Origin of the sequence: Rhizobium hidalgonense (genome assembly GCF_005862185.2) — a bacterium.
In the GTDB taxonomy this organism is placed as follows: domain Bacteria; phylum Pseudomonadota; class Alphaproteobacteria; order Rhizobiales; family Rhizobiaceae; genus Rhizobium; species Rhizobium hidalgonense.
Genome location: NZ_CP054027.1, coordinates 1,133,778 through 1,145,702, shown reverse-complemented (window position 1 = coordinate 1,145,702; position 11,925 = coordinate 1,133,778). Strand labels below are relative to the sequence as shown.

The 11,925-nt window shown below is 61.1% G+C and carries 10 protein-coding genes; 3 read left to right on the top strand and 7 right to left on the bottom strand.

Annotated features, from left to right (window positions below; all coding sequences use genetic code 11):
• Window positions 1-12: 12 nt before the first annotated feature.
• The 5 genes from FFM81_RS05345 to chvE all read right to left on the bottom strand — a co-directional run bounded on the left by FFM81_RS05345 (window position 13) and on the right by chvE (window position 6,539).
• A complete protein-coding gene (locus tag FFM81_RS05345; protein ID WP_003565735.1) occupies window positions 13-1,446 on the bottom strand; it encodes an aldehyde dehydrogenase family protein in 1,434 nt (477 codons plus the stop codon).
• A gap of 67 nt (window positions 1,447-1,513) precedes the next feature.
• On the bottom strand, window positions 1,514-2,509 hold the full coding sequence (gene araD1 / locus FFM81_RS05340; protein ID WP_138384942.1) for an AraD1 family protein: 996 nt from the start codon (window positions 2,507-2,509) through the stop codon (window positions 1,514-1,516).
• A 119-nt stretch (window positions 2,510-2,628) separates the two neighbouring features.
• Window positions 2,629-3,840, bottom strand: a complete 1,212-nt coding sequence (mmsB, locus tag FFM81_RS05335) for a multiple monosaccharide ABC transporter permease (RefSeq protein ID WP_025416807.1) — start codon at window positions 3,838-3,840, stop codon at window positions 2,629-2,631.
• Complete coding sequence (gene mmsA, locus FFM81_RS05330; protein WP_138384941.1) at window positions 3,837-5,375, bottom strand: multiple monosaccharide ABC transporter ATP-binding protein; 1,539 nt, start codon at window positions 5,373-5,375, stop codon at window positions 3,837-3,839. The genes mmsB and mmsA overlap by 4 nt, the downstream gene beginning before the upstream one ends.
• Before the next feature lie 99 nt (window positions 5,376-5,474).
• Window positions 5,475-6,539, bottom strand: a complete 1,065-nt coding sequence (gene chvE / locus FFM81_RS05325) for a multiple monosaccharide ABC transporter substrate-binding protein (RefSeq protein ID WP_003565744.1) — start codon at window positions 6,537-6,539, stop codon at window positions 5,475-5,477.
• A gap of 272 nt (window positions 6,540-6,811) precedes the next feature.
• Between chvE and FFM81_RS05320 the strand changes: the two genes are divergently transcribed.
• Entirely contained in the window at window positions 6,812-7,819 is a 1,008-nt protein-coding gene (locus FFM81_RS05320; protein ID WP_003565746.1) for a LysR family transcriptional regulator, read from the top strand.
• Window positions 7,820-8,029: 210 nt separating this feature from the next.
• Window positions 8,030-8,491 carry a hypothetical protein gene (locus FFM81_RS05315; RefSeq protein WP_138384940.1) on the top strand — a complete coding sequence of 154 codons (462 nt, stop codon included), beginning with the start codon at window positions 8,030-8,032 and terminating at the stop codon, window positions 8,489-8,491.
• On the opposite strand, the gene FFM81_RS05310 is transcribed toward FFM81_RS05315, so the two are convergent.
• A complete protein-coding gene (locus FFM81_RS05310) occupies window positions 8,492-8,776 on the bottom strand; it encodes a hypothetical protein (RefSeq protein WP_003565750.1) in 285 nt (94 codons plus the stop codon).
• Between the two features lie 198 nt (window positions 8,777-8,974).
• Between FFM81_RS05310 and iolG the strand changes: the two genes are divergently transcribed.
• Entirely contained in the window at window positions 8,975-9,967 is a 993-nt protein-coding gene (gene iolG, locus FFM81_RS05305) for an inositol 2-dehydrogenase (protein ID WP_003565752.1), read from the top strand.
• Window positions 9,968-10,509: 542 nt separating this feature from the next.
• Here the strand turns inward: iolG and FFM81_RS05300 are convergent.
• Entirely contained in the window at window positions 10,510-11,733 is a 1,224-nt protein-coding gene (locus FFM81_RS05300) for an ROK family protein (RefSeq protein WP_138384939.1), read from the bottom strand.
• Window positions 11,734-11,925: the final 192 nt, after the last annotated feature.

Below are 11,925 nucleotides of genomic sequence, written 5' to 3'. Positions count from 1 at the left end.
ATCACACTTTGTTTAAGCCAGCGTGTAGGCGGTCTTGACGGTTGTGTAGAATTCGGCGGCGTATTTGCCCTGCTCGCGCGGACCGTAGGACGAACCCTTCCGGCCGCCGAACGGCACGTGGAAATCCACACCTGCCGTCGGCAGATTGACCATCACCATGCCGGCTTCGGAATTGCGCTTGAAATGCGTCGCATGTTTCAGGCTGGTCGTGGCGATGCCGGCCGAAAGGCCGAACGGCGTGTCGTTGGCGATGGCCAGCGCCTCGTCGTAATCCTTGGCGCGGATCACCGAGACCACCGGCCCGAAGATCTCCTCGCGCGAAATGCGCATCTGGTTGGTCGCTTCGGTAAACAGCGTCGGCTGCAGGTAGAAGCCGGGCGTTTCGCGGGAGATGACCTCGCCGCCGAAGGTAAGTTTGGCGCCTTCTTTTTTGCCGATCTCGATATAATCAGTATCGGTCTTCAGCTGACGCTCGTCGACCACAGGACCGATATGAGTGCCGGCTTTCAGCGCATTGTCGACGACCAGCGTCTTCAGCTTGTCGGTGAGGGCTGCGACGAACTTGTCGTGGATGCCTTCGGTGACGATCAGGCGCGACGAGGCCGTGCAGCGCTGGCCGGTCGAGAAGAAACCGGAATTGGCGGCGGCCTCCACGGCGACGTTGAGGTCGGCATCATCGAGCACGACCATCGGGTTCTTGCCGCCCATCTCCAGCTGGAACTTGCGGTTATGCTCGATGGAGGCGGCGGCGACGCGCCGGCCGGTGCCGGTGGAACCGGTGAAGGTGATGCCGTGAACGTCCGGGCTTTCGAGCATGGCCTGGCCGACGACCGAGCCCTTGCCCATGACGAGGTTCAACACGCCCTTGGGCAGGCCGGCGCGGTTGAGGATATCGACGATCGCCCACGAACAGGCCGGCACCAGTTCGGCCGGCTTGAAGACCACGGTGTTGCCGTAGCAGAGCGCCGGGGCGATCTTCCAGGCGGGGATCGCGATCGGGAAGTTCCACGGCGTGATGATGCCGATGACGCCGAGGCCTTCGCGGGTGATTTCGACGCCGATGTTCGGGCGGACCGACGGGATGACCTCGCCGGCCAGACGCAGGGCTTCGCCTGCGAAGAATTCGAAAATCTGCGAGGCGCGGATGACTTCGCCGGTCGCCTCAGGCAGCGTCTTGCCTTCCTCGCGGGCAAGCAGCGCGCCGAGCTCGTCCTTGCGCGCCATGATCTCGTCGCCGGCCTTCTTCAGGATGACGTGGCGTTCCCAGATGCCCGAGCGCGACCAGGCCGGGAAGGCCGCCTTGGCGGCGGCGATGGCGTTCTTCGTGTCTTCGGCGCTGCCGTCGGCATAGAGGCCGACGACTTCGTTCGTGTCGGATGGGTTGATGTTCTTCGTCGCGTTCGTGCCGACCCATTCGCCGGCGATCAGGTTTTGATAAATGGTCATGGGCTGAACAAGCCTCCTTTACCGTTTACATCACGATCCGGCCGCCAAGGCGGCCGGATCTCAAAAATCAGAGCTGCCTGACGGCGATCTCTTCCTCGGCGGCGACCTTCAACGGATTGCGCAACGCCAGGCCGAATTCGGCGACTTCGATCTCGAAGACATCGCCCTCTTCCGCCTTGATGCCGTCGGCAAAGGACAGTGTCGCCGTGCCGAACATATGGACATGCACATCCCCCGGAACGCGGAAGATGCCGTATTTGAAATGGTGATATTCGAGGTTGGCGAAGGTGTGCGACATGTTCGCTTCGCCCGACAGGAAGGGCTTTTCGAAGATCACCTTGTCGCCGCGCTTGATGCGCGAGGTGCCGCGAATATCGTCGGGTGCGGCGCCGATGCGGATTTCCGGACCATAGGCGGCCGGGCGCAGTTTCGAGTGGGCCAGATAGAGATAGTTGATCCGTTCGGTGACGTGGTCCGAAAACTCGTTCGACAGGGCAAAGCCGATGCGGAACGGCGAGCCGTCCTTGGCGATGACGTAAATGCCGGCCATTTCAGGCTCTTCGCCGCCGTCGAGCGCGAAGGAAGGCGAGACCAGCGGCGCGCCGGGGGCAGCGGTGCCGTAGCCGTTGCCCTTGTAGAACCATTCCGGCTGCACGCCCTTTTCGCCGGTTTTCGGCTTGCCGTTCTCGAGGCCCATCTTGAACATCTTCATCGAGTCGGTCAGCGTTTCCTCGGCCGCCTCGCTGGTCTTCTTGTGCATGGAATCGCGGGTGGCGGCCGAACCCAGATGCGTCAGACCGGTGCCGGTCAGATGCAGGTGGGCGGCGTCGGGATGGGTGATCGGCGGCAGGAAGCGGCCTTCCGCATAGACCTTATCGAGATCGACGGCATCACCGTAACCATGCGCCTCGATAACAGCGGCAAGCGACTTGCCGCCGTCGGCGGCTTCCATCGCCAGCGCATAGACGCTGCCGGCATTCTTCACCGACCTGGCCGCCCCGCCCTGCTCGCGCACGGTGACGACGATCTCTCCGTTGGCACCTTTGATCTGGGAAATAAGCACGACTTTGATCCTTCTCGTTCCGGCGGAGACTTAACAAAAAGCTCCGCCTGTCCGGCTCCCTCGGGAGCCGGAGTTGATCATTCTTATGACTGCGAATGCCCGGGCTGCGCTTGAGGCGCTCAGCCCTTGTTCTTGTTGTAGACGTCGAAGAACACGGCAGCGAGAAGCACCGCACCCTTGACCATCTGCTGCGAGTCGGTGCCGAGACCGTGGATCGACATGCCATTGTTCATGATGCCCATGATAAGCGCGCCGATCACCGCACCCGTCACCTTGCCGACGCCGCCCTGGGCCGACGCGCCGCCGATGAAGCAGGCGGCGATGACGTCGAGCTCGAGGCCGAAACCGCCCTTGGCCGTCGCCGAGTTGAGGCGCAGCGCAACGATGAGGCCGGCGAGGCCAGCCAGCAGGCCCATGTTCGCGAAGGTCAGGAAGGTCAGCCGCTCGGTGTTGATACCGGAAAGCTTGGTCGCCTTCTCATTGCCGCCCATGGCGTAGATGCGCCGGCCAACCGTCGTGCGGCGGGTAATGAAAGCGTAGGCTGCGACGAGAACGAGCATGACGACCAGCACGTTCGGGAAGCCGCGATAGATCGACAGCTGGTAGCCGAGCCCCAGGATGGCGAGCGAGACAATAATGTTCTGGGCGAGGAAGAAGCCCATCGGCTCGACGTCATTGCCATGCTTCTCGTTCGACAGGCGCTTGCGCCACGCCAGATAGAAGAGGGTGACGGCACCGACGACGGTCAGGATGATCGAGGTCGAGTTGATGCCGCCCATGTCGAACAGGTTCGGCAGGAAGCCGATGCTGATCAGCTGGAATTCCGGCGGGAAAGGACCAATGCTGGTGCCGGTCCCTGATGCCGTCATCACGAACAGCGTCAGGCCACGGAAGACCAGCATGCCGGCCAGCGTGACGATGAAGGCCGGGATCTTGTGATAGGCGACGAAATATCCCTGGATGCCGCCGACAAGCGCGCCCATGGCAAGACACACGACGCCTGCGACGACATAATTGACGTGCCATTGCACCGTCATCACGCCGGCGATGGCGCCGATGAAACCGACGACCGAGCCGACCGAAAGATCGATATGGCCGGCGACGATGATGAGCAGCATGCCCAGCGCCATGATGACGATGAACGAGTTCTGCAGAATGATGTTTGTCAGGTTGAGCGGCCTGAAGAGAACACCGCCGGTCGAAATCTGGAAGAACACCATGATCGCGATGAGCGCGATAAACATGCCGTATTCGCGGATGTTGCCGCGAACGTAGTCTCCGATGGAGACGACACGCCCCTGCTCAGCGATGGGTTGATTGATCGGCGTCATTGTTTCTTCTCCCCTGAGCGCATGATAGCGCGCATGATGGTTTCCTGGCTTGCTTCTCCCTTCGGCAGTTCCGCGACGATGCGTCCTTCGTTCATGACGTAGATGCGGTCACATGTGCCAAGCAGTTCAGGCATTTCCGACGAGATCATCAGAACGCCCTTTCCATCGGCGGCAAGCTGGTTGATGATAGTATAGATTTCGTATTTTGCGCCAACATCGATGCCGCGCGTCGGCTCGTCGAGGATCAAAATATCGGGATTGGAGAACAGCCACTTCGACAGCACCACCTTCTGCTGGTTGCCGCCGGACAAATTGACCGTCTCCTGGAAGATACTGGAGGAACGGATGCGCAGCTTCGACCGATAGTCGGTCGCAACCCTGGATTCCTTGACGCTGTCGATAACAGAGGCGTTCGATACCGCCTTCAGATTGACCAGCGTCGTGTTGTGCTGGATCGTGTCGTTGAGCACCAGGCCGAGCTGCTTGCGGTCTTCGGTGACGTAGGCGAGACCGGCGTCGATCGCCTTGCGCACCGTGCTGACGTCGACCGGCTTGCCGTGCATCAGCGCCTCGCCCGAAATCTTGTGGCCATAGGCCTTGCCGAACAAGCTCATGGCGAATTCGGTGCGCCCTGCCCCCATCAGCCCGGCGATACCGACGACCTCGCCCTTGCGGACGGTGACGTTGATATTGTGCAGGACCTGACGGTCGCGGTGTTGCTGGTGATAGGCGTTCCAGTTCTTCACTTCGAGAATGGTTTCGCCGATCGGCACCGAACGCGGGGGATAGCGGTCCTCGAGATCGCGGCCGACCATGTTGCGGATGATGATGTCTTCGCTGATCTCGTCGGCATGACAGTCGAGCGTCTTGACCGTCATGCCGTCGCGCAGGACGGTGATCTGGTCGGCGACCTTGCGGATCTCGTTCAGCTTATGGGAAATGATGATCGAGGTGATGCCCTGCTTGCGGAATTCCATGAGCAGCGTCAGCAACGCGTCGGAATCGCGTTCGTTGAGCGAAGCCGTCGGCTCGTCGAGGATGAGCAGCTTGACGCTCTTCGACAGCGCCTTGGCGATCTCGACGAGCTGTTGCTTGCCGACGCCGATGTCGGTCACCAGCGTGTTCGGAGATTCGGATAGGCCGACCTTCTTGAGCAGCTGCTTGGTGCGGTTGAACGTCTCGTCCCAGCTGATGACGCCGCTCTTGGCATTCTCGTTGCCGAGGAAGATGTTTTCGCCGATCGACAGCAACGGCACCAATGCCAGTTCCTGGTGGATGATGACGATGCCGATTTCTTCGGAATCCTTCAGGACCTTGAAGTTGCGCGTCTCGCCTTCATAGACGATGTCGCCGTCATAACTTCCGGTGGGATAGACGCCCGATAGGACTTTCATCAGGGTCGATTTGCCGGCTCCGTTTTCGCCGACCAACGCGTGAATTTCACCCTTGCGAACCTTGAGGTTCACGTTCTCCAGCGCCTTGACGCCCGGGAACGTCTTGGTGATGCTCCGCATTTCGAGGATGGTGTTGTCCATAGTCAAAGTTCCAGCGCCTTGCGCCGCCAAGCGGCTTGGCGATCATAAAATCGAAGGCCGGAACCCGCAAGCGCGGGCTCCGGCCTCTTGCTTAACGTCTTACTTCAGCTTGTCTTCAGAGTAGTAACCGCTGTCGACGAGGATCTGCTTGTAGTTGGTCTTGTCGACGGCAACCGGCTTCAGCAGATAGGACGGAACGACCTTGACGCCGTTGTCGTAGGTCTTGGTGTCGTTGACCTCAGGCTCCTTGCCGGACATGACGGCATCGACCATGGCAACGGTGACCTTGGCGAGTTCGCGCGTGTCCTTGAAGATCGTCGAGTGCTGTTCGCCAGCGATGATCGACTTGACCGACGGGATTTCAGCGTCCTGACCGGTGACGATCGGCAGCGGCTGGGCAGCCGTACCGTAACCAACGCCCTTCAGCGAGGAGATGATACCGATCGACAGACCGTCGTAAGGCGACAGAACGGCGTCGACCTTGGCGTCGGTGTAGTTAGCCGAAAGCAGGTTGTCCATGCGGGCCTGGGCCGTTGCCGGATCCCAACGCAGCGTGCCGACCTTGTCCATGCCGGTCTGGCCGGACTTCACGACCAGCTTGCCCGAGTCGATGTAGGGCTGCAGGACCGACATTGCGCCATCATAGAAGAAGAAGGCGTTGTTATCGTCCGGCGAACCGCCGAACAGTTCGATGTTGAACGGGCCCTTGCCATCCTTGAGGCCGAGGCCGTCGACGATGGAGTTAGCCTGAAGAACGCCGACCTGGAAGTTGTCGAAGGTCGCGTAGTAATCGACATTGCCCGAATCGCGGATCAGACGGTCATAAGCGATGACCTTGATGCCGGCGTCATGAGCCTTCTGCAGAACGTCGGAAAGCGTCGTGCCGTCGATCGAAGCGATGACGAGAACCTTGGCACCCTTGGTGACCATGTTTTCGATCTGCGAAAGCTGGTTCGGAATATCGTCGTCGCCATACTGCAGGTCAGTGGCGTAACCGGCAGCTTCGAGCTGCTTGACGATGTTGTTGCCGTCGTCGATCCAGCGAGCCGAAGCCTTGGTCGGCATTGCAATGCCGACGGTGCCCTTGTCGGCAGCCATTGCCGGCGCAACGAACGAAGCGACGCCGAAGGCAGCCGCAGCCATCAATGAGATAATGGACTTCATTTCTCTCTCCCTTGTTAATAGTGCAGCGGACGAAAAAACCGCCCGCCCCGAAACTGTGGCAGGTTCCGTATTGGATAGTTACTTCAGATGGTGAGAAACGAAGTAGGTCTCCTCCACGATCTCACACGTGTTGAGTGCCAACCAGCACACGGCGGCAAACTGGTATGGATTCCTATAACTGTCAAATAGAATAACTGGTAAAGTGCATAACAATTTTGGTATATCGTTAAAAAGTATTACTTTTGATGGAGCGCGGCGAGGAGGCCGCAACCATGACGATTGTTTCAGAGCCAATTTCGATGGATCACGTCGATATCCACAGCGATAGTTTCGGCGACGACGGCCTTCTGCGTGCAGGACTTAAGCTGAATCACCTGCGGATGATCGTCGCAATCGAAGATAGCGGACAAATTTCCGCTGCCGCGGAAGTTCTGAACATCTCGCAGCCCGCTGCGTCGCGCATGCTGTCCGAAATGGAATCGATCACCAAGACCACGCTCTATGAGCGCGTCGCCCGCGGCGTGGTGCTGACCACCTTCGGCGCGGCGCTCGCCAGGCGGGCGCGAAAGATCCTGCTGGAGCTGCGCGAGGCGAGCCGCGAGATCGGCGAATTGAAAAGCGGCAAGGGCGGCCCGGTCTTCATCGGCGCGGTGACGGCGCCGGCCATGAGCCTCGTCGTGCCGGCGATCAACAGGGTGCGCAAGGCCTATCCCGGCATCGAGATCAACATCCAGGTGGAGACCAGCAATGTGCTCGCCCGCGAGCTGCTCGCCGCCCGCCACGACTTCATCATCAGCCGCATCCCCGACGACCTCAACCCGCGACTGTTCGAGGTGAAGGAGATCGGCATCGAGCGCGCCTGCCTGATCGTGCGCAACCGCCATCCGCTGCTGAAAAAGAAAAAGACCAGCAGCCTTTCCGATATCAGGGATTACGACTGGGTGTTCCAGCCGCCGGGCACGCTGCTGCGCCGGACGATCGAGGATATTTTCCTGTCGCGCGGCGTGGCGCTGCCGGAAAATATCGTCAACACCTCGTCGCTGCTGCTGACCTGCGCTATCGTCTGCGGAACCGATGCGATCGCTCCTGTTGCGACCGACGTCGCCCAGTTCCTGGCGAGCCAAAGTGCCAAGGCTTCCGACGTGCGCATGCTGCCGATCGATTTCGACATCAACGTCAAACCCTACAGCCTGATCACCGCCAGAGAACGGGCCCTGCCGCCAAGCGCCAGGCTGCTCTATGACATCATTCTGGAGGAGAGCCTGAAGCAGGCGGGCTAGAGAGCATGATGCCGAAAAGTGTCAGCGGTTTTCGGGCGACATCATGCTCCAACGATTAAATCCGCAAGCCCGGCGCCATCTTGCCCATCTTTAATGCACGCTGGAGCAATTCCAGTACAAGACGCAGCGGTTTTTGCGTCCGGAAATTGCGAGGAAAAATTAGAGCACGTCGGTGTTTCGAAGAAAACGCAATGCTCTTGAGGAAGGCGGATGCTGTTCGGACAGTCGGTATTTCAATCAGTCCTCGAGCGGCTGAAGGCGGAGGACGAGACGGCCGAAGAGGTCGAAGCGCCGGCCGCCCATCGCGTCTCCGGCCTCGGCACCGGGCTTGCCTTCGACGTCTTGGAGGGTGTTTCGGTCGCCTCGCAGCGCGTCGGCCAGGCCTATTTCGACAATCTTGAACACGAACCCGCCGGCGTCGAGCAACCCGCGCCGGCGCTTCCGCCCGAGCCCGTCATGCCGGATCATCTCACCCGCACGGCGCCGCAAGAAGTTGCCGCCGAACTGGCGATCTCGGCGGCCGACACACCGCTGACGCTCAGCGAAAAGCGCCGCGCCTTCGCCCGCGCCAATCACCCCGATAGCGTCGCCCTGCCCTTTCGCGACAATGCGACCAAGCGCATGATGCTGGCCAATCTGCTAATCGATGAGGCGCTGCGGCGGTTGCGCTGATTATTCCGCCTGCCCGTCCTTGGAAGGCTTCTCCGCAGACGTCTCCTCGGCGTCACTCTCTTCCGCGGCGTCGGCCTCGGCTGCTGCCGCGGCGACCGGCGGCTTCGGCTTGAAAGTCAAGAACAGCATATAGAAGGAATAGGCGCCCGCGCCCCCCGCCAGCACCGCCCAGAACGGATCGCCGGTGACGAGCTCGACCCCGGCCCAGCCGAAGCAGACAGCAACGATGGCAATGCGCACCCAAAGGCGCTGGTATGCCGGATGATTCGGATCGATGAGTTGCATTCCTGCTCCGCGGTCGGATATGTCGCACGTGCCTTTAGTACGCGCCGCTTGCCTTCGGCCTGCGCCGCGCTTGTCTTTAGTTCGAATCTTGCAAATGTGAAAGAGCCGCGGGCTTGACGCGGCGCAGAGATGGTGGAATGAAAATTCCAGATTTTTGGCAATTCGGTTCATTTGTTCCGAATTCAAGGGAGGTTTACGATGACAGTGAGATTTGGTCTTCTCGGCGCCGGCCGCATCGGCAAGGTTCATGCGAAAGCCGTCAGCGGCGACGCCAATGCGAAGCTGGTTGCGGTCGCCGATGCCTTTCCGCAAGCGGCCGAGGCGATTGCATCAGCCTATGGCTGCGAAGTCCGCACCATCGAGGCGATCGAGGCCGCTGGAGATATCGACGCAGTCGTGATCTGCACGCCGACGGACACTCATGCCGACCTGATCGAGCGCTTCGCCCGCGCCGGCAAAGCGATCTTCTGCGAAAAGCCGATCGATCTCGATGTCGCCCGCGTCAAGGCCTGCATCAAGGTGGTGGAAGAGACCGGCGCCAAGCTGATGGTCGGATTCAACCGCCGCTTCGACCCGCATTTCATGGCGGTGCGCAAGGTGATCGACGACGGCAAGATCGGTGATGTCGAGATGGTGACGATCACCTCGCGCGACCCCGGCGCCCCGCCGGTCGATTACATCAAGCGCTCGGGCGGCATCTTCCGCGACATGACCATCCACGACTTCGACATGGCCCGCTTCCTGCTCGGCGAAGAGCCGGTCTCGGTGCTGGCGACCGCCGCCGTGCTTGTGGACAAGGCGATCGGCGAAGCCGGCGATTATGACAGCGTCTCGGTGATCCTGCAGACCAAATCCGGCAAGCAGGCCGTCATTTCAAACTCCCGCCGCGCCACCTATGGCTACGACCAGCGCATCGAGGTGCACGGCGCCAAGGGCATGGCGGCAGCCGAAAACCAGCGCCCGGTCTCGATCGAAGTGGCCAACGGCGACGGCTACACCCGCCCGCCGCTGCATGACTTCTTCATGACCCGCTACACCGAAGCCTATGCCAACGAAATCGCCGCCTTCATCGCCGCGATCGAAAAGGGCACGAAGATTTCCCCCTCCGGCGCCGATGGTCTGGCAGCGCTGGCGCTCGCCGATGCCGCGGTGCAGTCGGTCAAGGAAGGCAAGCTGGTCAAGATCGGCTGAGAGGTCTCTGCCGAGTGGACTGTGAGATGGCCGGGCTTTGCCCGGCCATTTGCGTTTGGTACCTAGTTTGTCCTTGGGGCCGATGAGGCGACCGGCAAAGACCACGTAGCCATCGCAGCTGCGGCCGTATTCGCGCTATCCTGCTCCAGAATCCATCCCACCCTCCGTCGTCCTCGGGCCTGACCCGAGGACCCACATTAACCTCAGTCAGCAACGAGAATGGTTCCCAGGCTCAAGGCCTGGGATGACGGAGTGGGGGTGCCTTTCTGCCAAACTCACCGTCGGCACGGATCGATGCGCCACGCCTCCTGTCCAACGCGGCACGATATGGCCCTTATCCGACCCCTTCTTCGGACCCGCGCGAACGGGACGAAGGCGATATGCCGCGAGCTCTCGATTCCATCTCCTAATCGAGGAGAAGAGAAGGAGAGCGGCGAGACCGGCCCATCAACCTGCCGCCACCGACCGGGGTCAAGCCGCGACCTCTCCCACCCTCATTCCTGTGCCTGTCACAGGAATGAGGGAGCGAGAGGAGTGCGTCTTCAATCCCCGCCCTGCCCGCCTGAGAGCACGATATCCTGGTCGATCACCGACAGCGCCCGGTTGAGATGGCCTTCGAAGACGAGGATCGGTTCGTCGGGGACGACGCGGATTTCGGGCATGCCTTCCATGCGGACGATATGGGACTGGCCGAGGCCTTCTTCGATGCCCTGGCGCAGCAGGTCGTAGTAGCGCGTGCCGGGGCCGGTGATGGCGATGGGCATGCGTTCGGTGAGGCTGAGCATGCGCGACAGGCCGTTGCCGAGCGCCAGGCCGGCCTGGCGGAAGGCGAAGGCGGAGGTGCGGTGACCTTGGCGGGCTTTGGCGGCGATCTTGTCCAACTCCGACACCGGCACGAACTTGGCGGGGATGGTATCGAGCGGCACTTCGAAGGCGCTGCGCAGGATGGCGTAGAAGCCGGCATAGGCCTCGATGCAGCCGCGGGTGCCGCAGCGACACAGGCCGCCACCCGCCATGTGCAGCATGTGGCCGAAATTCGGCGCCGCGATCTCCTGACCGGTCTGATTGCCGCGCCGGACGATGCCAAGGCCGATGCTGTGGCCGAGCGATAGCGCCGCCAGCGAGCGGAAATCGGCGCCCTTGGCGATCTCCTCGCGGGCCCCGAGGGCGGCGGCGACCAACAGCGTCTCGTTGTCGAGGATGACCTTGGCCTGCCATTCCGGCCGCAGCACCGATTCGAAATCGATCTGGTCGCTGCCGAAGATCGGCGACCAGACAAGCACCGGCTCGGTGGAATTGACCAGGCCCTTGCTGCTGATCGAGATCAGCAGCACCTTTTTCTGGGAGATTCTGGAGCGATCGAGAATGCGCGACAGCCCGGCGCGCACCGCCTGGACAAAGCGGGCGGCCCCTGAGGGATCCTGCGAGCGCTCCTCGCTGAAGCGGTCGATCAGCTTGCCGGCATAATCCACCAGCGAATATTGCACCGCATCCGACGAGATGATGACGACGATCAAGTAGCCGCAATCGCGGCGCTGGCGCAAGAGAACGCGTGGCCGGCCGCGGCCGCTTGCCGCCTGCTGCTCGGATTTTTCGATGATATGGGCGCGTTCCAGATCGGCCGTGATCGCAGAAATGGTGGCCGAGGAAAGGCCGGTGAAGTCCGACATCTCGGTATGCGCCAGCTGACCGTGGCGGCGCAGCACGGACAGCACGAGCACGCTGTTTCTCTGCCGGACCAGCTCCGTGCTCGACTTGGTCAGCATGAATGCCGCCCTCTTCCCAATGCTTGTTCCGCCCTCGCTTCCACTGCATCGCCGACCGCCGTTCCGCAAGGAAAATAAGCTGACGGCCCAGTGTTGACAGCCGAAAAAATCTCTGACATCAAATTTCTCGACTGTCGAGAAAATAATCCGATTTTTCCTCGACAGCTTTTCGCGGTGGCCGGAGGAAGCATG

Excerpts from the sequence above, each read along its gene's own strand:
- FFM81_RS05345 (WP_003565735.1), bottom strand. The coding sequence starts at position 1,446 with ATGACCATTTATCAAAACCTGATCGCCGGCGAATGGGTCGGCACGAAC.
- mmsB (WP_025416807.1), bottom strand. The coding sequence starts at position 3,840 with ATGACGCCGATCAATCAACCCATCGCTGAGCAGGGGCGTGTCGTCTCC.
- mmsA (WP_138384941.1), bottom strand. The coding sequence starts at position 5,375 with ATGGACAACACCATCCTCGAAATGCGGAGCATCACCAAGACGTTCCCG.
- chvE (WP_003565744.1), bottom strand. The coding sequence starts at position 6,539 with ATGAAGTCCATTATCTCATTGATGGCTGCGGCTGCCTTCGGCGTCGCT.
- FFM81_RS05320 (WP_003565746.1), top strand. The coding sequence starts at position 6,812 with ATGACGATTGTTTCAGAGCCAATTTCGATGGATCACGTCGATATCCAC.
- FFM81_RS05315 (WP_138384940.1), top strand. The coding sequence starts at position 8,030 with ATGCTGTTCGGACAGTCGGTATTTCAATCAGTCCTCGAGCGGCTGAAG.
- FFM81_RS05310 (WP_003565750.1), bottom strand. The coding sequence starts at position 8,776 with ATGCAACTCATCGATCCGAATCATCCGGCATACCAGCGCCTTTGGGTG.
- iolG (WP_003565752.1), top strand. The coding sequence starts at position 8,975 with ATGACAGTGAGATTTGGTCTTCTCGGCGCCGGCCGCATCGGCAAGGTT.
- FFM81_RS05300 (WP_138384939.1), bottom strand. The coding sequence starts at position 11,733 with ATGCTGACCAAGTCGAGCACGGAGCTGGTCCGGCAGAGAAACAGCGTG.